This is a genomic window from Yoonia sp. 2307UL14-13, from assembly GCF_037572755.1.
In the GTDB taxonomy this organism is placed as follows: domain Bacteria; phylum Pseudomonadota; class Alphaproteobacteria; order Rhodobacterales; family Rhodobacteraceae; genus Yoonia.
Genome location: NZ_JBBIFZ010000001.1, coordinates 1316353 through 1336835 on the forward strand (window position 1 = coordinate 1316353; position 20483 = coordinate 1336835).

The following is a 20483-nucleotide window of genomic DNA, read 5'->3' on the forward strand; positions in this document are numbered from 1 at the left end:
CGCGCATGTTCGACAAAATTCTCATCGCGAACCGGGGCGAGATCGCCTTGCGCGTCGTGCGCGCCTGCCGCGAAATGGGCGTGAAATCAGTCGCGGTTCATTCCACCGCGGACGCCGACGCGATGCATGTGCGTATGGCCGATGAGGCGGTTTGCATCGGCCCGCCATCATCCACGCAAAGCTATCTGTCGTTCCCCGCCATCATCTCCGCCTGTGAAATCACGGGCGCACAGGCCATCCACCCTGGCTATGGTTTCCTGTCGGAAAACGCGGCCTTCGTGCAGGCTGTGCAGGATCACGACATAACGTTTATCGGGCCCACCGCAGAACATATCCGGGTAATGGGCGACAAAATCACGGCCAAGGACACGATGAAGGACCTTGGTGTGCCATGCGTACCCGGCTCTGACGGCGGCGTCCCCACGCTGGATGACGCCAAGCGCATCGGCGAGGAAATCGGGTATCCCGTCATCATCAAGGCAACCGCTGGCGGCGGTGGTCGCGGCATGAAAGTGGCCCAAACGGCTGCTGACATGGAAAAGGCGTTTCATTCAGCCCGCGCAGAAGGCAAGGCCGCTTTCGGCAATGACGAAGTTTATATCGAGAAGTACCTGACCACCCCGCGCCACATCGAAATTCAGGTCTTTGGTGACGGCAAAGGTAATGCTGTGCATCTGGGTGAGCGCGATTGCTCATTGCAGCGTCGGCACCAAAAGGTGTTCGAAGAGGCGCCCGGCCCCTGCATCACCCCCGAACTGCGCGCAAGGATCGGTAAGGTCTGTGCGGATGCAGTCGCCAAGATCAACTATATTGGCGCGGGAACGATCGAGTTTCTGTTCGAGAATGACGAATTCTATTTCATCGAAATGAACACGCGCCTGCAGGTCGAACATCCGGTCACCGAGGGGATTTTCGGCGTCGATCTCGTGCGTGAACAACTCCGTGTCGCCGCCGGTATGCCGATGTCGTTCAGCCAGGACGATCTGGAAATCAACGGCCACGCGATCGAGGTGCGGATCAACGCGGAAAAACTGCCGAACTTTGCCCCCTGCCCCGGCACGATCACACAATATCACGCACCGGGTGGTCTGGGCGTCAGGATGGACTCCGCTCTTTATGATGGCTACCGGATTCCGCCTTATTACGACAGCCTGATCGGGAAACTGATCGTGCACGGGCGCGACCGGCCCGAGGCTTTGGCCCGGCTGGCGCGTGCCTTGGGCGAATTGATCGTGGACGGCGTCGATACGACAATCCCGCTGTTCCACGCGCTCCTCGCCGAAGAGGCCGTGCAGACCGGCGACTACAACATCCACTGGCTCGAACACTGGCTTGAACAAAATCTCTAGCCGATGTGGGACCGCGACCCACCCCTGACACCGGAACTCTTGCTGCAAGCCTACCGCGTTGGTGTGTTCCCCATGTCCGAGGGTCGTGATGATCCAGATGTGTTCTGGGTTGATCCAAAACGGCGGGGTGTGTTCCCTTTGGATGGTTTTCGAATATCGCGCAGTCTGGCAAGAACGATGCGGCGAGACCATTTCACGCTAACGACAAATGCCGCGTTCGAGGATGTCGTATCAGGCTGCGCGGACCGCGACGAGACGTGGATCAACGATACGATCTTCGATCTTTATCGGGTGCTTTTTCACAGGGGCTTTGCCCATTCTATCGAAGTTTGGGAAAATAATACTATGGTCGGTGGGGTATATGGGGTAGCGATCGGCGGTGCCTTTTTTGGTGAAAGCATGTTCAGTCGGGCAACCGATGCGTCGAAAGTGGCGCTCGCGTATCTGGTGGACCGGCTTAACCTGGGGGGTTTTGTCCTGTTCGACACGCAATTCCTGACGCCACATCTCTCCACCCTTGGCGCGGTTGAGATTACCCGTGCGCGTTATCGGTCACAACTGGCCGAGGCGATTACGATGAATGCCGATTTCAATGCACCAGGCGGCCTGCCACCGGCTCAGGACGTGATACAGCGTAACGCCCAAACGTCATAACGCGGGTGGTCCATCGCGTTCAAGGCCGGGGAAGATGCCAGCATCCATCCCGCGAAGGTGGGGCTGTCCTGATAGAGGACGTCAAGCGCAAGAAATGCGTCGCCATTTGGGTTCCCGGTCGGATAGCGACAGGCGCTCAGCGTCACTTTCAGATAGCCGACGGCCCACGTTTCCCCAACCTGCAGTGTGATGTCGGTCACTTCGCCGGTCAGCTTGTCCAGAACCCGCACTTCGCCCGCATTCGCGGATGCCGCATCTACGACCTGCGCTGTTACGGGTGCGGCGGCCACCGCTCCGACGATGATCGATGTCAGAAACCTGCGCATATCATGCCCTATTCCGGCGACCATGCCTCGTAATCCGACCGTTCCACGGGGGCGGCCTTGCGGATCGAACCGGCCGGCGCATAGGCGGCCATGGTGCCGGTCAGATTTTCCTGATGGGGCTTTTCCCAGTCCTTCCGCTTAAGGTTTGCCTCGGTCGGGGGTTCATCCCACGTGCGATGCAGCCACCCATGCCATTCCGGTGCCACACGCGAGGCTTCGTTTTCGCCATTGTAGATCACCCAGCGGCGGCTGTCGTCGGCGTTACGATAGAACACGTTGCCCTGATCGTCCTCGCCCACCTTTTGACCATGGCGGCGGGTCCAAAGCTGGGTCCCGTAGGATTGCCCATCCCACCAGGTAAAAAGACGTTTGATGTTGTGACCAAGGCCCATGCGGCATCTCCGATAGCGTTGCTTTCTTTTGTCTGAAAACGGCGGGAAGGTCTAGCAGGAAGCGTGTCGCGGCCCCTGAACCGGTTCGCTTACGGTATCCGCGCGGTCACTTCAATTTCGATCTTCATCTCAGGGTTCTGCAATTTGGCCGAAAACATAGTGGCCGCTGGACGCGCATTGGCAAACACTTCGGACGTCACCGGCCAGCAGTCCGGCCACTCATCGACGTTCGGTACGATGTAACTCACCCGCACGACGTGATCCAGCCCGCTGCCTGCATCCTCCAATGCTTTGCCGATCGTCACAAGCGCATTGCGGCACTGATCGACGATGCTGGCTGGTATCGTCATCGTCGCATAATCGTAACCGGTTGTTCCGGCGACAAAGACCCAGCCATCGGCAACAATGGCACGGCTGTACCCGATATCTTTCTCAAATGGTGATCCGGTGGATACATGCCCGACGGCCATGGCTTAGCTGGCCGTCGCAGGCTCTTTCTTGCTGCTGCCCTTGTCATGGATCATCAGCGGGGCAACGTCGGATGTGACCGCCTCTTCATTCACCACAACCTCGGTGACCGTATCCATCCCAGGCAGGTCGAACATGGTATCCAGCAGGATATCTTCCATAATCGAGCGAAGGCCACGCGCACCGGTCTTGCGCTCTATCGCGCGCTTGGCGATCGCACCCAACGCATCGTCTGTGAACGTCAGCTTGGTATCTTCCAGTTCGAACAGGCGCTGATATTGCTTGACCAAGGCATTCTTCGGCTGCGTCAGGATCGTGATCAGCGCATCTTCGTCCAGATCGGTCAGTGTGGCGATCACAGGAAGACGTCCAACGAATTCAGGGATCAGACCGTATTTCAGCAAATCTTCCGGCTCAAGCTCCTGGAACACTTCTCCGATTCCACGATCGTCGTTTTCCTTAACGTCAGCGCCAAATCCCATGGCAGAGCCTTTGCCCCGCTGCGCAATGATCTTGTCCAGACCCGCAAACGCACCGCCGCAGATGAAAAGGATATTCGTCGTATCGACCTGCAGGAATTCCTGCTGCGGATGCTTGCGCCCGCCTTGCGGGGGCACGGACGCAACAGTCCCTTCCATGATCTTCAAGAGTGCTTGCTGCACGCCCTCGCCGGACACATCGCGCGTGATCGACGGATTGTCGGACTTGCGCGTGATCTTGTCGACCTCATCAATATAGACGATCCCACGCTGGGCCCGTTCCACATTGTACTCGGATGCCTGCAACAGTTTGAGAATGATATTTTCAACATCCTCGCCCACATACCCGGCCTCGGTCAGCGTCGTCGCATCAGCCATGGTGAACGGCACATCCAGAATGCGGGCCAACGTCTGCGCCAGCAACGTCTTACCGCAACCGGTCGGCCCAATCAGCATGATGTTGGACTTCGCCAGTTCGATATCCGACTTCTCGGCATGGTTGAGCCGCTTGTAGTGGTTATGCACTGCAACCGACAACACGCGCTTTGCATGCATCTGGCCGATCACATAATCGTCAAGCACCTGACAAATCTCGGTTGGCGTCGGCACGCCATCGCCCGATTTCAACCCGGCGGACTTGGTCTCTTCGCGAATGATGTCCATGCAAAGCTCGACGCATTCGTCGCAGATGAACACCGTCGGCCCGGCAATCAGCTTGCGCACCTCATGCTGGCTTTTGCCGCAAAAGCTGCAGTACAGGGTGTTCTTGCTGTCGTTACCGGATGTGGTCGCCATCTCAAACCTCTTGGCCTAAAGGCCGCTCAAACAAATCGCAGACTGTCCCCGGTGCAACACTAGGACAGCCCGCCAAGGTCCACAATGTCAAAATGACCTTGTGAACGGGACGTTAATTTTCAATTCAATCATCCGATTTTTCGCGATTTTCGACGATTTCATCGATCAGGCCCCAATCTTTGGCCTCTTCGGGTGACATGAAATTATCACGCTCCAGCGCCGCCTCCACTTTCTTGAGGGTCTGTCCGGTATGCTTCACATAGATTTCATTCAGCCGATTTTTCAGCTTCTGGGTCTCGGCGGCGTGGATCATGATATCGGTCGCCTGCCCCTGATAGCCGCCCGAAGGCTGGTGTACCATCACACGCGAATTCGGCAACGAAAAGCGCATGCCCTCATGACCGGCTGTCAGCAAAAGTGAGCCCATGGAGGCGGCCTGCCCCACAACCAGCGTGCTGACCTTGGGTTTGATGTACTGCATGGTGTCATAGATCGACAGGCCCGAGGTCACAACTCCACCGGGTGAGTTAATATACATACTGATGTCGGCCTTTGGATTCTCGGCCTCCAGGTGCAACAACTGCGCGACGATCAACTGGCTCATCCCGTCATGCACAGGGCCGTTGACGAAAATGATCCGCTCTTTCAGCAGACGCGAAAAGATATCATAGGCGCGTTCCCCGCGTGCGGTCTGTTCGACCACCATCGGGACAAGGTTCATATAGGTTTCGACGGGGTCTTGCATGTAAGGTGCCTCATACCGGGGACATCACTGTCCTACTTCTAAAATCCTGACAGAGTCTTAGTGGTGGGGGTCAGGGGCTTCAAGGTCGCAAACGAACGTTGACTTTCTGTAAGCGATAACTTACGGTAAGTCATGAGCTACGAAGACGCAATAGCCGCCCTTGCCGATCCCACCCGCCGGGTGATCATCGACCGGTTGCGCCGCGGTCCCCTGCCCGTCGGCCACATCGCGGACGGAATGCAGATCAGCCGCCCCGCGGTCAGCCAGCACTTGCGGGTGCTTTCAGATGCAGGACTTTTGACCGTGACACCATCTGGCACCAAACGCCTTTATGCCATCGCCCCCGACGGGGTCGATAACCTGCGCCGCTATCTCGACAACCTGTGGGATGACGCGCTGGCCGCCTTTGCCCGCGCCGCCGAAGACCAAGCCAAAGGAAAATCAGATGAATGACCCGATCCAGAAATCCGTCACCGTCCCGCTGAGCCCTGCCGAGGCATTTGCCCTGTTCACCAGCAAGATCGACACGTGGTGGCCCGGCAAAACCCATTCTGTGTCGGCCTATCGCGATAAGAAACCGAAAAAAGTGACCTTTGAGGATCGCAAGAACGGGAAGATCAAGGAAATCACGGACGAAGGGGACGAACAGGTATGGGGCACGATCCTGGCCTATGATCCGGGCGAATACCTCGCCTTCACGTGGCATCCCGGTAAGTCCGAAGATGAGGCCACCGTCGTCACCGTCAGCTTCAAAGAGACTGCGGAAGGCACCCAGTGTGACCTGATCCATGGCGGTTTCGACATACTGGGCGACCTCGCTGACGCGGTCAGCACCAGTTATCTGAAAGGCTGGGATCTTGTCCTTGGGTCCTACACTGCGGCGGCAAAAGGGCCCGTCTTCGCCTGATGGTTTTCAGCGCTCGGCTGGCAACGATCCGATACCGCGCTAACTCAATGCGCATTGGAGCAGTGAAGGACAGCCAAAATGCCGCAAACAGCCGAGCGTGCCGGAAACCGTTTGATGGACCGGCCTGAATACAATTCCAAGCAAACCCCACTCACCCGCGCACCCGACACGACCGTTTTTGATGCAGTCGGTGCGATGTCGGAAAAGAACTATGGCTCGGTGATCGTGACCGATCCCGCCAATAAGGTCATCGGCGTCGTGACCGAGCGGGATGTCATGAACAAACTTGTTGGTAAGGGGCTCGACCCGAAGACAACCAAATTATCGGACATCATGACGGAAAACCCACGGCTCGCGAAAGAAACCGACGATCTGGTCGACTGGCTGCGGATCATGTCGAACGAACGGTTCCGGCGCCTGCCCGTCGTCGATGAAAACGGGCATATCAAGGCGGTGTTCACCCAAGGTGATTTCGTGTCTTACACATGGCCGGACCTAATGTATCAGATGAAGTCCATCGCCACGGCGACCGTCACCAAGAACTGGCCGTTCTTCCTGATCGGTGGGGGCATAGCGCTTTACTCCATCGTGATGGTCGTCGTCATTGGAATGATGAACTGACCACGCGGTTGAAACATGTGAGGGGGAACTATGTCTCCGATCATGTTTGATGCCACTTACACAGCTGCGCTGGAGAAGCTGCATGAATTTGTCCCCCATGCGGGACGGGATTATGCGGCAAAGCGCAATTATGACGACACGGCGGGCGTATCGACACTATCGCCATACATACGGCACCGCATCATCACCGAAGCTGATGTGCTTCACGCTACCCTTGGCCGACATAGCGCAAGTGCTGCCGAGAAATTCGTCCAAGAAGTTTACTGGCGGACCTATTGGAAAGGCTGGCTCGAGATGCGGCCGAGCATATGGACCAACTACAAGGTCGATCTCAACGCTGCGCTCAACCGGGTTCAGACGGAAAGCGGATTGCGACAGGAATGGGAGTCCGCCTGCAACGGCGAAACGGGGATCGACTGTTTCGACCATTGGGCCAACCAACTGACCGACACGGGATATCTGCACAACCACGCGCGCATGTGGTTCGCCTCGATCTGGATCTTCACTTTGCGGCTGCCATGGGTGCTGGGCGCCGACTTCTTCCTCCGGCACCTGCTGGATGGTGATCCGGCCTCGAACACGTTGTCATGGCGGTGGGTTGGTGGGCTGCAGACCAAGGGGAAAACCTATCTGGCGCGGCCCGACAACATCGCAAAGTACACGCAGGGGCGCTTCCGCCCGACCGCGCTGGCCGGTCACGCAGCTGCACTGGAGGGCATGCCGCATCCTGACTGCGGCCCAGTACCGCAAAGCGGAACGATTGACGGCAAACGCATCGGTCTGCTGATCACCGAAGAGGACCTGTCACCGGGATGGCTACTGCATCAGTGTCAACCGGTCGCCACGGCCTTCGTGCAAACCACCGACCACCGCAGCCCTTTGAAGGTCTCGCCGCGAGTCACTGATTTCGTCAAAGCGGCGATGGGTGATTGCGCGACACGCATCGGCGATAGGCTGGGGTCGGTGAAGCATCTCGGCGCGGATGATTTGGCCCCTTGGACCAGTGAAAATGACATCGACCAGATCGTCACCAGCTACATGCCCATCGGTCCGACGGCTGACGCCTTGTCCGACGCAAGTCCGACCCAAATCATACGGGTCCATGACAGCGCCGCGTGGCCCCACGCGACGCATGGATTTTTCAAGTTCAAAGAGAAAATCCCCAAGCTGTTGGGCCGACTTACGGGTCAGGACAACCAGGCGGCATAGTCGCTGACAAGCAGATGTGTCGGTGTGGTATCTTCCTCGACCTCGGCAAAACGGCCAATCTGCTCACGAAAAATATTGTCGGTCTCGTCGTCATTGACGGTGGACACCTCGCCGATCAGCACATCGCCCCCCTCGCCCCAGAACGCATGCCAATCACCAGGCATAAGGGTCACGCTTTCGCCTGGCGCAAATCTCAGCTTTTCACCCGGCGCGAATTCGCGCCTGATCCCGTCGCACATCACGACGCCACCGGCGGTTTCGTCGAAATTGCCATCCGGGTCCGATCCATAAAGCTCGATCACCATCGTCGCCCCACCGCGGTTGATGATGTCCTCGGCCTTGATCACATGGGTATGCATCGGCGACAGTTGATCCTGTTTTGAAATCAACAGCTTCTCAGCATAACACATACCCCCGCCCCGCTGCAGATCGGTCAGGCGACCATTGCGAAGTGTGAATAGAAACAACCCCATTTCATCATACCGATCCGCGCCGTAGTCGGTGATGTCCCAACCACAACGGGCGTCAATGACGGATTTCGCTTCGCTCGTACGCGCCTTGAACTCATTCGGTGTCCAATAGGCCCACGGCGGCAGGGTAAACCCGTGCGACCGGATCATCTCGTCCGCCTCAGCCATAATGTTATTAATTCGCGATCGTTTCACGGCTTTCTCCGTAATCGTTTACGGCAACATGCGGTGAATGGCTGACTTTGCCAAGCCAGAAAACACGCCAACTCACCGCCACGACAAAAACTGATAACTTTGCGCAGGTTGAAATCGAAACCTGCGGCGCGAGTTGGACGGCGACCGGACAATGCAACATATCGGCCGACGCAAAACGCAGCATTGGGCGCAAAACTACAAGGATCGGGTCGCGCGGCTGCGGGAAGAGCAGCGGATACAGGTAGCAGGTGAAGCGACCGTCGCCACCTCAATGACGCGCGGATTATGCGATTTCATGAACGATGTAGACGCCTCGATCGTTCCGAACGATCTGCAAGCCGCATCCACCAGCGCAGACACAGTGGCACAGCTTCTCGGTCAGTTCTCGCCGCAACATGTTAAGTCAGATCAAGCTCGCCAAAACAACGGGCACCCGCGCCGGGCGGATCAGGAAAATCGCTGAATTCGCGGCCCGAAACCAAAATCTGCCACAGACTTAACCCGCCTGCCGCAGCCCGCCCGCAGCCCAAGCCCGGCACGCATCTCCAAACGCTTCGAACAATGGTCGCGACACAGGATCATCGGCGGCATTCCATTCCGGATGCCATTGAACGGACAAGGTAAAGCCGGGCGCATCGGCGATGTAAATCGCCTCTGGCGTGCCATCCGGCGCATGTCCGTCGATCACAATACGCGGTCCGGGCTCTTTGATCCCTTGCCCGTGCAGCGTATTGGTCATCACCTGTCGCGCACCGAAGACGCAATGGAACGGACCACCGTCCGAAACGGTGACGACATGACGCAAAGCGAATTTCTCTTCCAGCGTCCCGTCGGGCGGCATCCGATGATTATCGCGGCCGGGTAAATCACGAATTTCAGGATGCAGCGTGCCACCCATGGCGACATTCACCTCTTGAAATCCACGGCAGACACCGAAAATCGGCTGACCACGCGCGACACAAGCGCGGATCAACGGCAAAGCGAGTTGATCACGGTCCCGGTCAAATGCCCCATGCGCTTCGGTCGCATCCTCACCATATTCCTCGGGATGGACATTCGGGCGACCACCGGTAAAGAGGAAGCCGTCGCAGAGGTCCATCAACTCGGTCACTGATACCGCTGAAGGATCAGATGGAATGATCATCGGGATCGCGCCCGACACCTGAGACACCGCACATGTGTTCATCGCGCCCGCCGCATGGGCCGGATATTCGTCGTTGATAAGGTAACTGTTCCCGATGATACCGATGACAGGGCGCGCCATAAAAATGTCCTTTCCGATCGAAAGATTGATAGCCCCTGATGCACCCAAACGAAAGCCAAGCCTGCGCACAGCACCATTGACAGCGATGCACATGCTGCCCAACTGCATCATATGGCTTATGATTTAAGCGATCCTGAATTTCTGGCCGATCCTATGCCGACGCTGGATCGGATGCGGTCCGAAGGTGCGCTGGTTCAGGTCAAGCTGCCTTTCATCGGAAAGACGTGGATGACGACGACCGACGCAGCCGCGCGGGCCGTGCTGAAAACGCCCGACATCTTCATACGCAATCCTTACGCCACATCCGGCAAAACGCTCGCTCAGAAATTCTGGTACTTTCCGCCGTTCATGAAGCCGCTGTTCCAAAACATGCTGGGATATGACGGCGACGCTCACAAAAGGCTGCGCGGCCTGGTGGACAAGGCGTTCAACCGCGTTGCCATCGACGACATGCGACCCGGGATCGCGGCAATCGCAGATGGCTTGCTGGACCGGATCGACACCTCGCAATCGGTTGATATCATCGCAAACTACACGCGACCCCTGCCGTTGATGGCAATCTGCGAACTGCTTGGTGTCCCACCGTCCGAGCGGGACAAAGTTGCCGGTTGGATCGCCCCGCTATCCGGCCCGACGACCACTTGGGCGATGCTGCGCGGCTTTCCAGGGTTATGGCGGATCATGCGCTATTTCCGCGCAGATTTCGAACGGGTTCGCGCGACCCCGCGCGCAGGGCTGATCACCGATCTGGTGGCGGTCGAAGACAATGGTGATCGGCTTAGCGATGACGAATTGCTCGCCATGGTCGTCACGCTTTTCATCGCGGGGCACGAAACAACCGTGCATCTGATCACCATGGGCATTTACGGGCTGCTCACGCACCGCGAAGAGCGCGCGGCACTTCGCGAGCGGCCCAACGAAGTTCCGCTATTGGTGGAAGAATTCATGCGGTTCTACTCGCCGGTCATGATGACCAAACCGCTTTTTACGCAAAAAGATACCGTTGTCGAAGGCGTCCCATTGAAAAAAGGCGATCAGGTCGCGGCTTTATTGATTGCCGCCAACCATGATTCCGCGCGCTTTCAAACGCCTGAAACCCTCGTTCCCGACCGTCGCCCCAATGCCCATCTTGGCTTTGGCCACGGCCCGCATGTCTGTCTTGGCATGCAACTCGCCCGGGCCGAGGCGCAGGTGGCGATCACGCGCCTGCTCGACCGGTTCCCCGATGTTGCGCTCGCCCGACCGGATGCGCCGCCGGAATATACCAGGCGCACCGGCATTCGTGGTTTGAAACAGTTGAAACTGCGCCTCGATTAGGCTTCGCCCGTCAGTCCGGCCCCTTCTATACCCTCCAGCGCTGCGATCGCATCATTGTCTGACGTATCGCCGGTGACACCGACAGCACCCATCACAGCGCCCTTTTTGTCATGCACAAGTACACCACCGGGCACCGGGATAACCTGGCCGCCATAGACCCCGTTCACCGCGGTCATGAAATAGGCCTGCTGCTCGGCCCGCGCCATCTGCGCCTTACCCGCCATACCCAGCATAACCGCGCCATAAGCCTTGCCGTGGGCGATTGCGAAGCGACCGGGTGAGGCACCATCTTCGCGCTCGAATGCCTTCACGTGGCCGCCAGCATCCAGAACGATGACGGAAAGCGGCTTCAGCTCCATCTCGCGCCCTTTCGCCAGCACCTTGCGAATGATGGTACGCGCCTTGCTCGCTGATATTTCTGCCATTTTGTTGCCTTTCGTAAGATGAGCCTCGACCCACCGTCCCCTAATGATTGCGCTGCGCTTTCAACTCCAACCGGCGCTGATGCAGCACCGGTTCGGTATAGCCTGATGGCTGTACCCGCCCTTTGAAAACCAAATCACAGGCCGCCTGAAACGCGATGCCGTCAAAATTCGGTGCCATGGGCTTGTAGGCCGGATCATCCGCATTCTGCTGGTCGACAACCGCTGCCATCTTGTGCATCGCGTCCATCACCTCGGTCTCGCTGACGACCTCATGATGCAACCAATTCGCCAAAGCCTGGGATGAAATCCGGCAGGTCGCGCGATCTTCCATCAGGCCCACATCATTGATGTCCGGCACCTTGGAACAGCCCACGCCCTGATCGATCCAGCGCACCACATAGCCCAGAATACCCTGCGCGTTGTTCTCGACCTCGCGGATTTTCTGCGCCTCATTCCAGCGCTGATACTGGGCCAGAGGGATATCCAGAATGGAGGACACATAAGCCCGCCGCCCGGCCTTCCGCAGCTTGTCTTGCACCGCCATCACATCCACTTTGTGATAATGCAACGCATGCAAAGTCGCCGCCGTCGGGCTGGGCACCCAGGCGCAATTTGCACCAGATTGCGGATGGCCGATCTTTTGCTCCAACATCGCCGCCATCATATCCGGCATGGCCCACATGCCCTTGCCAATTTGGGCCTTGCCCGAGAAACCACAGGCCAGTCCGATATCGACGTTCTGATCCTCGTAGGCGCCGATCCACTGTTTACGTTTGATAAAGTCCTTACGGCTGAACGGACCCGCCTCCATCGATGTGTGAATCTCGTCACCGGTGCGATCGAGGAAACCTGTATTGATAAAGGCGACACGGTGCCGTGCCGCACGAACGCACTCTTTCAGATTGACGGTCGTCCGCCGTTCTTCGTCCATGATGCCGATCTTGATCGTGTAGCGAGGCAGATCCAGCACATCTTCGACCTTGGCGAAGATGTCGTCGGTAAACGCGACCTCCTCGGGACCATGCATCTTGGGTTTGACGACATAGATCGATCCGTGGGCCGAATTCCCCCCGTCGCGCTGCAGATCATGCATCGCAATCAGGACGGTGAACATCGCGTCCATAATACCTTCGAACACCTCATTCCCGTCACCGTCAAGAATGGCCGGATTGGTCATCAGATGGCCCACATTGCGCACCCAAAGCAGCGCGCGGCCTTTTAGCGTCTGGGTGCCGCCATCGGGTGCGGTGTAGGCCAGATCATCGTTCAGACGACGGATCGTGTGCTTGCCGCCCTTTGAAAACGCCGCCTCCAGATCGCCCTTCATCAAACCCAGCCAGTTCCGATAGGCCAGCACTTTGTCCTCGGCATCCACGCAGGCGACGCTGTCTTCGCAATCCATGATGGCGGTCACCGCGCTTTCCAGCCGCACATCGGCCAGCAACGCTTGGTCGCGGCTGCCGATCGGATGTGCGCGATCGAAAATCAATTCGACATGCAGGCCATTGTTGACCAACAGCACCGCATCCGGCGCCTTTGGATTGCCGCGATAACCGACAAATTTTGCAGGGTCCCGCAAGCGATGATCATCGATCAGCAATACGCCGTCCCGGACATGATAGCGGCGCACATCCGCGTGGCTGGCCCCGTCGATGGGAAAGGCTTCGTCCAGAAAAACGCGGGCACGTGCGACGACCCGAGCGCCATGCCCCTTGTCGTAAGAGCCTTTCGGCGGCCGCACACCCATCGCATCGGTGCCATAAAATGCATCATAAAGGCTGCCCCACCGGGCATTTGCGGCGTTCAGCGCAAAGCGGGCATTGGTGATCGGCACAACCAGTTGCGGGCCGGGGACGTGGGCGATTTCAGGATCGACATTCTTTGTCTCGATCTCGAAATCATCCCTTTCTTCAACGAGATAGCCAATACCGCGCAAAAAACTTTCGTATGCGTCGCGATCGTGGACTCCATCGCGATGTTTGATGTGCCAATCGTCGATAACGGCCTGCAGGTCTTCCCGCTTTTGCAGCAAATCGCGGTTGCGGGGGGTCATTTCGGCGACGATGGCGGCAAAGCCCGACCAAAACGTTTCTGTATCTATGCTCGTACCAGGGAGTGCCTCGGTCTCGATGAACTTCGCCAGTTCCGTAGCGACCTGCAGGCCGTGTTTGTCAACGCGATCGGTCATCATGTCTCCTCTTGATCAGGCTGGCACCGCGCACCTCTTGATCAGGCTGGCACCGCGCACCAGATTGATTTCTTTTTTCCGATCTAGAGGAGAGGTTTCCGATAGGCAACAAATCTGGTAAAGTTTCGTGACCAATTCAGCAAAAAATCAGGTTGCGCGGCGATTTTTGCACCGCTCCGAACAGTAACGCACATCCTGCCACACGCGCGACCATTTCTTCCGCCACGCAAATGGCCGACCGCAGGCCGCACATGTTTTTTGGGGCAAATTCGCCTTTTTGCGCATCTTTGCCATCGCTATGACGTCAGTCAGTGCTTTCCACGACGGCGCCTGTCCGTCCGTCGATCTGGTCATCGGCGCCGGCAGGCTCTTGACCGCGTTCGACGACAAAGATGATCAATCCGCACAAAAGAATAAGCGCAAAGCCAACGGCGACCGATATACCAAGGAGGGATGGTCGATGACGGCGCGTTTGTTTTTCGACATTTGTGTCTGGTGCGGACATCTTGAATTCCTTTCGTTTCTGTCAATAAAATTAACACAAATCTTCGGGGTTTCGTTCCATATTCGTGGACCTGACACATGCAATGGCTAAGCCAAACTTTGCCGATCCTGCTTGAATATAGCGAAATGCATCGTCATTCTGTGACTAATTCCACACTTTGTCGTGGAATGGTTACGCGGTCGTGAACTTAAAGGCACATGAAACATCGCATCGATCCTTTGATCGCCGAACGGGCGCCCTGGCTATATGGTGATCGCCCCGGCACCCGCGCAGCGCGCCGCGCGCTTCACAAGATGTTGGGTTACGATACCACCATCGAAATCGCCGAAATTCTAGAGAATGAGCCAGCTGCCAAGATCATGGCAGCGATGGGCACGCGCCTTGCACAGACCGTGTCCGCCTCGGGACTCGCCAACGTTCCGGCGCATGGCCCGGCCTTGATCGTCGCCAATCATCCGACCGGAATCGCCGACGGCATCGTGTTGAACCATCTGCTGATGCAGCGGCGGCGGGATGCATATTTCTTTGCCAACCGCGACATTCTGCGTGTCTTCCCCCAAATGGATGCCATGATCGCACCGGTCGAATGGCGCAAGGACCAGCGTAGCCACGGCAAAACGCGCGAGACGATGGCCTATGTGCGCGAGGCGACTGAGGCTGGCCGTTTAGGTGTGATTTTTCCTGCGGGCCGCCTAGCCAAGCGCCGCGGACTGCGGTTGTTCGAACGTCCTTGGATGGCGTCCGCCGCGATGCTGGCGCGGAAGTTCGATTTGCCGGTCATCCCGGTGAACATTCAGGCACGCAATTCGGTGCTGTTTTACCTTTTCGACGTGATGCACCCCACCCTGCGCGACATCACGCTGTTCCATGAGACATTGAACAAGGCCAGGCAGCCCTTTGTCGTCACCGTGGGTGAACCGATTTCTGCGGCATCGATTCCAAAGAACTCTGAAGACGGGATCGAGATGTTGCGTCGCGCCACCCTTGCGCTGGGTGGCAAAGACGCGCCGACAGTCAATCTGTTAAAGGCATCACGCTCTTGGTTGAAAGCGTCGTAAGGGAGCGGCCGCGCATCTCTGGCCGCACGCTGTCCAGCGGGGCACAATAGCTTTGGCTGCGCGTCCAGGCGGCCATTTCCGGAATTTTCCGACGATTCGACATCGGTCCCCAATCGGCGGCAACACCACGCCAGCGGCCATCGTGGACGGCAATCGCCTCATCCCGCGCCACCGTGACCGCCATGATACGGGTCGCACAGCTGAGGTTTTCGGCAGGGTCTTTCAACGCCTCGCCTGTTCTTGCCCGACATTCATAGCGACGGGCCGTATCGGGGTAGATTTGTAGCAGGCCAAACCAAAGATTCCCGCCGCCCACGGCGCGCGGATTGTAGGTGCTTTCGTGCTTGGCCAAGGCAGACATCATCCCGGCCCAGAACGCACGTCGTTGTTCGGGGCCTGCGTTTTTATAGGCCGGACACCATGTGTCGATATCGCGCGGAATAATGGTTTCCAGCACTTGCCCGTGCTGTTGCAAAGCGCTGAGCGCGGTTCGTGTCCACAGATGACCCCCGCGTCTGAAATCCCACCGCGCCCGCGGCAGATAGGCGGGGCGGGCGATGGGGCGCATATCCGGCACCCGCGTCTCGACGCCGATGGGATAGCGCAGCATGTGCGGTGGCCGCGCAGCGGGCCGCAGGCTGGCGAGTTGCGCTTTTGCTACGTCTTGCCGTGCATATGGACGCTCGGCCAGTGGGTTCGCAGCGGCAAATCCGGCAGTTATCAAAAGGATCATCAGGCAGCGTATGAACATCATCTTTCTATTCCTGACCGTAACCGTTGTATGGCTCAAGTTGATCCGACAGTCGCAGGCAGGTTTTGGCTGATCCCTTGAAGCGCCCCGCGCCTTCTTTTACACCGCCGGAAAAGCAACAAAGGATGCGCGCATGCTTGACCTGACATATGAGGCCCCCGCCCCGAAGGTAATTGCCGGTGCCCAGCACGACTGGGAGCTTGTGATCGGGCTGGAGGTGCATGCGCAGGTCGCAACAAATGCGAAACTGTTTTCGGGCGCGTCGACGTTGTTCGGGGCTGAACCCAATAGCAATGTGGCATTTGTGGATGCGGGCATGCCGGGGATGCTGCCCGTCATTAATGAAGAATGTGTTGCGCAGGCGGTCCGGACCGGGCTGGGATTGAAAGCAGCGATCAATCTGACCTCTGCCTTTGACCGGAAGAACTATTTTTATCCTGACCTGCCACAGGGTTACCAGATTTCGCAGCTCTACCATCCGATCGTCGGTGAGGGCGAAGTGCTGGTCGAAATGGGGGATGGCACGGCGCGCATGGTCCGGATCGAACGCATCCATTTGGAACAGGATGCAGGCAAATCGATTCACGATATGGACCCGGCGATGTCCTTTGTGGATTTGAACCGGACAGGCGTGGCCCTGATGGAAATCGTCAGCCGCCCCGACATTCGTGGACCCGAAGAGGCCGCCGCCTACGTCGCCAAACTGCGTCAGATCATGCGTTATCTGGGGACCTGTGATGGCAACATGCAGAACGGCAATCTGCGGGCCGATGTGAACGTGTCGATCTGCAAGCCCGGCGATTACGAGAAGTATCAGGAAACACAGGATTTTTCGCATCTCGGCACGCGATGCGAGATCAAGAACATGAACTCAATGCGGTTCATACAGATGGCGATTGATTATGAGGCGCGGCGGCAGATTGCGTTGATCGAGGATGGGCAGGATGTCGTGCAGGAAACTCGCCTTTATGATCCTGACAAGAACGAAACGCGGTCGATGCGGTCCAAGGAAGAGGCGCATGATTACCGGTATTTCCCCGACCCGGATCTGCTGCCGCTGGAGATCGAACAGGGTTGGGTGGATGATATCGCTTCTGGTTTGCCCGAGTTGCCCGATCAGAAAAAAGCGCGTTTTATCAATGACTTCGGGCTATCGGATTATGATGCTTCGGTCCTGACCGCAGAGGCCGAGAATGCGGCATTCTTTGAGAAAGTCGCCGAAGGCCACGATGGCAAGCTGGCCGCGAATTGGGTGATCAACGAATTGTTCGGCCGTTTGAAGAAGGACGACAGGGGAATCGGTGACAGCCCGATTTCTGCGGGCCGTTTGGGACAGATTGTACGACTGATCAAATCAGGCGATATCTCGGGCAAAATTGCGAAGCAAGTCTTTGATATCGCGTATACTTCTGATCGCGATCCGACCGAGATCGTTGAGACAGAAGGCCTGAAACAAGTCACCGATACCAGCGCGATTGAGGCGGCCGTGGATGAGATTATCGCCGCGAATCCGGCCCAGGTCGAAAAGGCGAAACAGAACCCGAAACTGGCGGGTTGGTTCGTTGGGCAGGTGATGAAAGCGACCGGCGGCAAGGCCAATCCGGCGGCGGTCAATCAGATGGTTTCAGCCAAGCTAGAGCTGTAAAACAGCGATCGGAATTGCATCGGAAAACCATCGGAATTCCATCGGACCTTCGCGTGCGCTGTGATGATCCCGCGTTAAGGTTTGCGCGGCGTCGGCTTGGACTTTGCCGGCTTGGTTGCTATATGCCCTTGGGTGGAAAAGGGGTGACGTGATGTCATACGAATACAAAGTAGTGCCCGCGCCGGTGCGCGGCCTGAAGGCCAAGGGGGTCAAGACACCCGAGGACCGGTTCGCCTATGCGTTGGAAAGCGCAATCAACGAACTGGCGGCTGACGGCTGGGAATATCTGCGAACCGACACCCTGCCCGCCGAGCAGCGTGAAGGGCTGATGAGCAAGACCACCGTCTTTCAGAACATGTTGGTGTTTCGCCGCGTCGTCGGCACCGTCGCTGCGGAAGAGCCTGCCCAGCTCCCACCGCCTTCGCCCCCTACACCACGGGTCGAGGCCCCGACATTGACGAAACCGGCACCGACGCCGGAGCGACCGTCGCCTGACGTCGCGGCGGAATAATCAACCGATCTCGATCGCCAATGCGTGAATGCGTCCGATGATATCGGGACCAAGTGCATTGTGAATGGCGCGATGACGCTGGACACGTGACATGTCAGCGAATTGCGGCGCAGCGATCACCACCCGCCAGTGGCTTTCGCCGGACCCGTCATCACCCGCGTGGCCGTGATGCAATGCACTTTCATTGATCACTTTGAGCCGTGTCGGCGCAAGATCGTTCAGTGCGGCACGAATTTCTGCCTCTAATCCCATTATTTTGCCCCTGCCCTCTTCAATCTGCCGCGTGGGCGTTTATTCTCTGCCGCTCGAGTCGGAAAGGGAAGATGCGTGATGAAGAAAGATGACCCTTTTGGTTTTGACATGTCGGTGTCCAGCGCGAAGAAAAAGAACCCGCGCGGGCGTCGGGGCATGTCAGGCGCGTCTGAAACGTCGAAACGTGTCTGCGATCACGAAGGCTGCCAGCAACCGGGACTGTACCGAGCACCAAAATCGCCCGACGTGCTGGATGATTTTTTCTGGTTCTGCCAGGAACATGTGCGCGAGTACAATCTGAAGTGGAACTTTTTCGACAGCACGTCAGAGGCCGAACTGGCCGCGCAGATGGATCAAGACCGTGTCTGGGAACGGCCGACGAAGCCGTTCAAGCGCACCGTAGAAGAACGGGCCTGGGCCCGGCTGGGCGTCGATGACCCGCATCAGGTGCTGGGGGCGAATGCCACGCAGAACCCCGGCCGTGGTGCCGCGGCAGGCCGCAAGCTGCCCCCGACCGAGCGGCGGGCGATCGAGATTCTGGAGGCGAAAGATAACTGGTCCAAGCCCGAGATCCGCAAGGCCTACAAAGCGCTGATCAAGGTGCTGCACCCCGACATGAACGGCGGCGATCGCAGCCAGGAAGAACAGCTGTCCGAAGTTGTCTGGGCGTGGGATCAGATCAAGGTCAGCCGGAATTTTCGGGAGAAAGACTGAGACGGTTAGTAGGGGTCAGCTGTACAGAGGATCCGGCTATTGCCGCTCAAGATACTCCCAGCTCCTGCAAAACAAATTTGGCGCGGTCACGCACCGGCGCCTTTGGTATCTCGCATGCGTCATACCCGAGATCGGCAAAGGCCCTCACAAGCCGTCCGTATTCCTGAATTGCTTCGCTCAAGTCATGCTGACGCTCAGGGTCTGTCACGTAGATTTCAGGCCAAGGTGGCGTGAGAAAAACCTTTTTCGCATAATGGCGTCTAGTGCCAAGCGAAGTGAGAAGCGGCGGGCCCCCAGCGAATTCGAGGGCTACGGCAGCGTCGATCAAACCCCTGTCAAAAAATATAATCCCACCGTCGGTTTTTGCAGTCGAAAGATCGGATTTTGCCATTTCGACCGCACGCCGCGCGAAGGCTTTCAGATTTACCCAAGGAAGCGCCTTGCCAGTTTCCGATAGCTCATCCACCACAATTCGGCGACCGGGTTCGTTCACCGTTGCAAAGCCATGTCTACTGAGTTCATCCAGCAATGAGGATTTACCGCCCCCGGAACAGCCTGATATCAGTATGTTTTTTTCGGACATTTGTGGGCTCGGGCTTTTACGTCGGCCGATCAGAGTTTTCCCTGTGGCGTCTGACTCGCATAAAAAAGGCCCCGTGATACGGGGCCTTTGATCACCGCCGTGGTCTGCCATCAGTGACGGTACAAATTCGCCCGCGACAATGCGCTTAGCTGCGACAGCGCGCTGACATGCGCCACGGCCTCTTGTTCATGTCTCAATAGGCCAAACAGCATATGTGCAGCGAACAGGATCCCGACCCACGATGCCGCAATCACCGGGTTCGCCGCGAATTCGGACAAGACGATCACGGGCCCTGCGATCGCGCCGTAGAATGGAACGACCAGCAACCCGGTCAGTATTGCGGTGACGCATGTGACGATAATCGTCGCCACACCTGCCCTGGCCACCCCCAGAGCACCACGTCCGCCCAGCCAGCCGCGCGACACGTAAAGCGCCACGCCAGCAGCCAAACCGCCGACAAGAACAATCCAGTTGTCGTAAAGAGTGGGTTCCGGCGGGATCGCCGTGCCCCCGTTCACAGCGGACATGATCATCAGGGAAATACCTGCAGCGACCGCCATGACCGCGGCATAAGCAAAGGCAACCGCCTTCTGACCGCGGGTCAAATGTAGTTTCATCAAAATGCGCGCGAACATTGCGCTACCTCCAACTTACTGGTTA

Annotated in this window: 27 protein-coding genes; 12 read left to right on the forward strand and 15 right to left on the reverse strand. The window is 57.7% G+C overall.

Annotation, left to right across the window (positions count from 1 at the left end):
- Positions 1 to 5 precede the first annotated feature (5 nt).
- Positions 6 to 1349, forward strand: a complete 1344-nt coding sequence (gene accC, locus V8J85_RS06785; protein WP_339952921.1) for an acetyl-CoA carboxylase biotin carboxylase subunit — start codon at positions 6 to 8, stop codon at positions 1347 to 1349.
- 3 nt (positions 1350 to 1352) lie between these two features.
- Positions 1353 to 2003 carry a leucyl/phenylalanyl-tRNA--protein transferase gene (gene aat, locus V8J85_RS06790; protein ID WP_339952922.1) on the forward strand — a complete coding sequence of 217 codons (651 nt, stop codon included), beginning with the start codon at positions 1353 to 1355 and terminating at the stop codon, positions 2001 to 2003.
- Here aat and V8J85_RS06795 read toward each other — a convergent pair.
- From V8J85_RS06795 to V8J85_RS06815, 5 genes are all read right to left on the reverse strand, one after another.
- Positions 1967 to 2329, reverse strand: coding sequence for a DUF2155 domain-containing protein (locus V8J85_RS06795; protein ID WP_339952923.1), 363 nt, complete (start codon positions 2327 to 2329; stop codon positions 1967 to 1969). The two genes, aat and V8J85_RS06795, sit on opposite strands and share 37 nt — an antisense overlap.
- A gap of 8 nt (positions 2330 to 2337) precedes the next feature.
- Positions 2338 to 2721, reverse strand: coding sequence for an NADH:ubiquinone oxidoreductase subunit NDUFA12 (locus V8J85_RS06800; RefSeq protein WP_339952924.1), 384 nt, complete (start codon positions 2719 to 2721; stop codon positions 2338 to 2340).
- A gap of 89 nt (positions 2722 to 2810) precedes the next feature.
- The gene (locus tag V8J85_RS06805; protein ID WP_339952925.1) at positions 2811 to 3191 is read right to left on the reverse strand and encodes a RidA family protein; all 381 of its coding nucleotides are present in this window, start codon (positions 3189 to 3191) and stop codon (positions 2811 to 2813) included.
- A gap of 3 nt (positions 3192 to 3194) precedes the next feature.
- The gene (gene clpX, locus V8J85_RS06810) at positions 3195 to 4463 is read right to left on the reverse strand and encodes an ATP-dependent Clp protease ATP-binding subunit ClpX (RefSeq protein WP_339952926.1); all 1269 of its coding nucleotides are present in this window, start codon (positions 4461 to 4463) and stop codon (positions 3195 to 3197) included.
- 124 nt (positions 4464 to 4587) lie between these two features.
- Positions 4588 to 5208 carry an ATP-dependent Clp protease proteolytic subunit gene (locus V8J85_RS06815; protein WP_339952927.1) on the reverse strand — a complete coding sequence of 207 codons (621 nt, stop codon included), beginning with the start codon at positions 5206 to 5208 and terminating at the stop codon, positions 4588 to 4590.
- Positions 5209 to 5340: 132 nt separating this feature from the next.
- Here V8J85_RS06815 and V8J85_RS06820 point away from each other — a divergent pair, with 132 nt between their 5' ends.
- The 4 genes from V8J85_RS06820 (at position 5341) to V8J85_RS06835 (ending at position 7945) form a co-directional block, all read left to right on the forward strand.
- The gene (locus V8J85_RS06820) at positions 5341 to 5661 is read left to right on the forward strand and encodes an ArsR/SmtB family transcription factor (protein WP_339952928.1); all 321 of its coding nucleotides are present in this window, start codon (positions 5341 to 5343) and stop codon (positions 5659 to 5661) included.
- The gene (locus tag V8J85_RS06825; protein ID WP_339952929.1) at positions 5654 to 6115 is read left to right on the forward strand and encodes an SRPBCC family protein; all 462 of its coding nucleotides are present in this window, start codon (positions 5654 to 5656) and stop codon (positions 6113 to 6115) included. The genes V8J85_RS06820 and V8J85_RS06825 overlap by 8 nt, the downstream gene beginning before the upstream one ends.
- 78 nt (positions 6116 to 6193) lie before the next feature.
- Positions 6194 to 6736 (forward strand): CBS domain-containing protein, encoded by a 543-nt coding sequence (locus V8J85_RS06830; protein ID WP_339952930.1) that lies wholly within the window; start codon positions 6194 to 6196, stop codon positions 6734 to 6736.
- 42 nt (positions 6737 to 6778) lie between these two features.
- Positions 6779 to 7945, forward strand: a complete 1167-nt coding sequence (locus V8J85_RS06835) for an FAD-binding domain-containing protein (RefSeq protein WP_339952931.1) — start codon at positions 6779 to 6781, stop codon at positions 7943 to 7945.
- On the opposite strand, the gene V8J85_RS06840 is transcribed toward V8J85_RS06835, so the two are convergent.
- Positions 7924 to 8610, reverse strand: a complete 687-nt coding sequence (locus V8J85_RS06840; RefSeq protein ID WP_339952932.1) for a D-lyxose/D-mannose family sugar isomerase — start codon at positions 8608 to 8610, stop codon at positions 7924 to 7926. The genes V8J85_RS06835 and V8J85_RS06840 overlap by 22 nt on opposite strands.
- 395 nt (positions 8611 to 9005) lie before the next feature.
- Between V8J85_RS06840 and V8J85_RS20050 the strand changes: the two genes are divergently transcribed.
- Positions 9006 to 9110, forward strand: a complete 105-nt coding sequence (locus V8J85_RS20050; RefSeq protein WP_445285877.1) for a hypothetical protein — start codon at positions 9006 to 9008, stop codon at positions 9108 to 9110.
- On the opposite strand, the gene V8J85_RS06850 is transcribed toward V8J85_RS20050, so the two are convergent.
- Positions 9107 to 9874 carry a gamma-glutamyl-gamma-aminobutyrate hydrolase family protein gene (locus tag V8J85_RS06850; RefSeq protein ID WP_339952934.1) on the reverse strand — a complete coding sequence of 256 codons (768 nt, stop codon included), beginning with the start codon at positions 9872 to 9874 and terminating at the stop codon, positions 9107 to 9109. The genes V8J85_RS20050 and V8J85_RS06850 overlap by 4 nt on opposite strands.
- Positions 9875 to 9985: 111 nt before the next feature.
- Here V8J85_RS06850 and V8J85_RS06855 point away from each other — a divergent pair, with 111 nt between their 5' ends.
- Positions 9986 to 11191, forward strand: a complete 1206-nt coding sequence (locus V8J85_RS06855) for a cytochrome P450 (protein WP_339952935.1) — start codon at positions 9986 to 9988, stop codon at positions 11189 to 11191.
- On the opposite strand, the gene V8J85_RS06860 is transcribed toward V8J85_RS06855, so the two are convergent.
- The 4 genes from V8J85_RS06860 to V8J85_RS06875 form a co-directional block, all read right to left on the reverse strand.
- Positions 11188 to 11616: a GlcG/HbpS family heme-binding protein gene (locus V8J85_RS06860; protein WP_339952936.1), complete on the reverse strand. Its 429-nt coding sequence runs from the start codon at positions 11614 to 11616 to the stop codon at positions 11188 to 11190. The two genes, V8J85_RS06855 and V8J85_RS06860, sit on opposite strands and share 4 nt — an antisense overlap.
- A 40-nt stretch (positions 11617 to 11656) precedes the next feature.
- Positions 11657 to 13804 (reverse strand): malate synthase G, encoded by a 2148-nt coding sequence (locus V8J85_RS06865; protein WP_339953080.1) that lies wholly within the window; start codon positions 13802 to 13804, stop codon positions 11657 to 11659.
- A 147-nt stretch (positions 13805 to 13951) separates the two neighbouring features.
- Positions 13952 to 14158, reverse strand: coding sequence for a DUF2256 domain-containing protein (locus V8J85_RS06870; protein WP_445285878.1), 207 nt, complete (start codon positions 14156 to 14158; stop codon positions 13952 to 13954).
- A complete protein-coding gene (locus V8J85_RS06875; RefSeq protein ID WP_339952937.1) occupies positions 14109 to 14309 on the reverse strand; it encodes a hypothetical protein in 201 nt (66 codons plus the stop codon). Before V8J85_RS06875 ends, V8J85_RS06870 begins: the two co-directional genes overlap by 50 nt.
- Positions 14310 to 14506: 197 nt before the next feature.
- Here V8J85_RS06875 and V8J85_RS06880 point away from each other — a divergent pair, with 197 nt between their 5' ends.
- The gene (locus V8J85_RS06880; RefSeq protein WP_339952938.1) at positions 14507 to 15367 is read left to right on the forward strand and encodes a 1-acyl-sn-glycerol-3-phosphate acyltransferase; all 861 of its coding nucleotides are present in this window, start codon (positions 14507 to 14509) and stop codon (positions 15365 to 15367) included.
- On the opposite strand, the gene V8J85_RS06885 is transcribed toward V8J85_RS06880, so the two are convergent.
- On the reverse strand, positions 15324 to 16121 hold the full coding sequence (locus V8J85_RS06885) for a transglycosylase SLT domain-containing protein (protein ID WP_339952939.1): 798 nt from the start codon (positions 16119 to 16121) through the stop codon (positions 15324 to 15326). The genes V8J85_RS06880 and V8J85_RS06885 overlap by 44 nt on opposite strands.
- Positions 16122 to 16251: 130 nt before the next feature.
- On the opposite strand from V8J85_RS06885, the gene gatB reads away from it, so the two are divergent.
- Together gatB and V8J85_RS06895 are read left to right on the forward strand one after the other, a co-directional pair.
- On the forward strand, positions 16252 to 17763 hold the full coding sequence (gatB, locus tag V8J85_RS06890) for an Asp-tRNA(Asn)/Glu-tRNA(Gln) amidotransferase subunit GatB (protein ID WP_339952940.1): 1512 nt from the start codon (positions 16252 to 16254) through the stop codon (positions 17761 to 17763).
- 151 nt (positions 17764 to 17914) lie between these two features.
- Positions 17915 to 18274, forward strand: a complete 360-nt coding sequence (locus V8J85_RS06895) for a DUF4177 domain-containing protein (RefSeq protein WP_339952941.1) — start codon at positions 17915 to 17917, stop codon at positions 18272 to 18274.
- Here the strand turns inward: V8J85_RS06895 and V8J85_RS06900 are convergent, their stop codons facing one another.
- The gene (locus tag V8J85_RS06900; protein ID WP_339952942.1) at positions 18275 to 18526 is read right to left on the reverse strand and encodes a BolA family protein; all 252 of its coding nucleotides are present in this window, start codon (positions 18524 to 18526) and stop codon (positions 18275 to 18277) included.
- A 78-nt stretch (positions 18527 to 18604) separates the two neighbouring features.
- Here V8J85_RS06900 and V8J85_RS06905 point away from each other — a divergent pair, with 78 nt between their 5' ends.
- Positions 18605 to 19240 carry a J domain-containing protein gene (locus tag V8J85_RS06905; RefSeq protein ID WP_339952943.1) on the forward strand — a complete coding sequence of 212 codons (636 nt, stop codon included), beginning with the start codon at positions 18605 to 18607 and terminating at the stop codon, positions 19238 to 19240.
- A gap of 46 nt (positions 19241 to 19286) precedes the next feature.
- On the opposite strand, the gene V8J85_RS06910 is transcribed toward V8J85_RS06905, so the two are convergent.
- A complete protein-coding gene (locus V8J85_RS06910) occupies positions 19287 to 19823 on the reverse strand; it encodes an AAA family ATPase (RefSeq protein WP_339952944.1) in 537 nt (178 codons plus the stop codon).
- A gap of 110 nt (positions 19824 to 19933) precedes the next feature.
- Complete coding sequence (locus V8J85_RS06915) at positions 19934 to 20458, reverse strand: hypothetical protein (RefSeq protein ID WP_339952945.1); 525 nt, start codon at positions 20456 to 20458, stop codon at positions 19934 to 19936.
- Positions 20459 to 20483 lie beyond the last annotated feature (25 nt).

Excerpts from the sequence above, each read along its gene's own strand:
- clpX (WP_339952926.1), bottom strand. The coding sequence starts at position 4,463 with ATGGCGACCACATCCGGTAACGACAGCAAGAACACCCTGTACTGCAGC.
- accC (WP_339952921.1), top strand. The coding sequence starts at position 6 with ATGTTCGACAAAATTCTCATCGCGAACCGGGGCGAGATCGCCTTGCGC.
- V8J85_RS06875 (WP_339952937.1), bottom strand. The coding sequence starts at position 14,309 with ATGTCCGCACCAGACACAAATGTCGAAAAACAAACGCGCCGTCATCGA.
- V8J85_RS06855 (WP_339952935.1), top strand. The coding sequence starts at position 9,986 with ATGGCTTATGATTTAAGCGATCCTGAATTTCTGGCCGATCCTATGCCG.
- V8J85_RS06825 (WP_339952929.1), top strand. The coding sequence starts at position 5,654 with ATGAATGACCCGATCCAGAAATCCGTCACCGTCCCGCTGAGCCCTGCC.
- V8J85_RS06820 (WP_339952928.1), top strand. The coding sequence starts at position 5,341 with ATGAGCTACGAAGACGCAATAGCCGCCCTTGCCGATCCCACCCGCCGG.
- V8J85_RS06835 (WP_339952931.1), top strand. The coding sequence starts at position 6,779 with ATGTTTGATGCCACTTACACAGCTGCGCTGGAGAAGCTGCATGAATTT.
- V8J85_RS06910 (WP_339952944.1), bottom strand. The coding sequence starts at position 19,823 with ATGTCCGAAAAAAACATACTGATATCAGGCTGTTCCGGGGGCGGTAAA.
- V8J85_RS06805 (WP_339952925.1), bottom strand. The coding sequence starts at position 3,191 with ATGGCCGTCGGGCATGTATCCACCGGATCACCATTTGAGAAAGATATC.
- V8J85_RS06800 (WP_339952924.1), bottom strand. The coding sequence starts at position 2,721 with ATGGGCCTTGGTCACAACATCAAACGTCTTTTTACCTGGTGGGATGGG.
- V8J85_RS06885 (WP_339952939.1), bottom strand. The coding sequence starts at position 16,121 with ATGATGTTCATACGCTGCCTGATGATCCTTTTGATAACTGCCGGATTT.
- V8J85_RS06915 (WP_339952945.1), bottom strand. The coding sequence starts at position 20,458 with ATGTTCGCGCGCATTTTGATGAAACTACATTTGACCCGCGGTCAGAAG.
- V8J85_RS06870 (WP_445285878.1), bottom strand. The coding sequence starts at position 14,158 with ATGACCAGATCGACGGACGGACAGGCGCCGTCGTGGAAAGCACTGACT.
- V8J85_RS06795 (WP_339952923.1), bottom strand. The coding sequence starts at position 2,329 with ATGCGCAGGTTTCTGACATCGATCATCGTCGGAGCGGTGGCCGCCGCA.
- aat (WP_339952922.1), top strand. The coding sequence starts at position 1,353 with ATGTGGGACCGCGACCCACCCCTGACACCGGAACTCTTGCTGCAAGCC.
- V8J85_RS06850 (WP_339952934.1), bottom strand. The coding sequence starts at position 9,874 with ATGGCGCGCCCTGTCATCGGTATCATCGGGAACAGTTACCTTATCAAC.
- V8J85_RS06905 (WP_339952943.1), top strand. The coding sequence starts at position 18,605 with ATGAAGAAAGATGACCCTTTTGGTTTTGACATGTCGGTGTCCAGCGCG.
- V8J85_RS06895 (WP_339952941.1), top strand. The coding sequence starts at position 17,915 with ATGTCATACGAATACAAAGTAGTGCCCGCGCCGGTGCGCGGCCTGAAG.
- V8J85_RS06865 (WP_339953080.1), bottom strand. The coding sequence starts at position 13,804 with ATGACCGATCGCGTTGACAAACACGGCCTGCAGGTCGCTACGGAACTG.
- V8J85_RS06860 (WP_339952936.1), bottom strand. The coding sequence starts at position 11,616 with ATGGCAGAAATATCAGCGAGCAAGGCGCGTACCATCATTCGCAAGGTG.
- V8J85_RS06815 (WP_339952927.1), bottom strand. The coding sequence starts at position 5,208 with ATGCAAGACCCCGTCGAAACCTATATGAACCTTGTCCCGATGGTGGTC.
- V8J85_RS20050 (WP_445285877.1), top strand. The coding sequence starts at position 9,006 with ATGTTAAGTCAGATCAAGCTCGCCAAAACAACGGGCACCCGCGCCGGG.
- V8J85_RS06830 (WP_339952930.1), top strand. The coding sequence starts at position 6,194 with ATGCCGCAAACAGCCGAGCGTGCCGGAAACCGTTTGATGGACCGGCCT.
- gatB (WP_339952940.1), top strand. The coding sequence starts at position 16,252 with ATGCTTGACCTGACATATGAGGCCCCCGCCCCGAAGGTAATTGCCGGT.
- V8J85_RS06880 (WP_339952938.1), top strand. The coding sequence starts at position 14,507 with ATGAAACATCGCATCGATCCTTTGATCGCCGAACGGGCGCCCTGGCTA.
- V8J85_RS06900 (WP_339952942.1), bottom strand. The coding sequence starts at position 18,526 with ATGGGATTAGAGGCAGAAATTCGTGCCGCACTGAACGATCTTGCGCCG.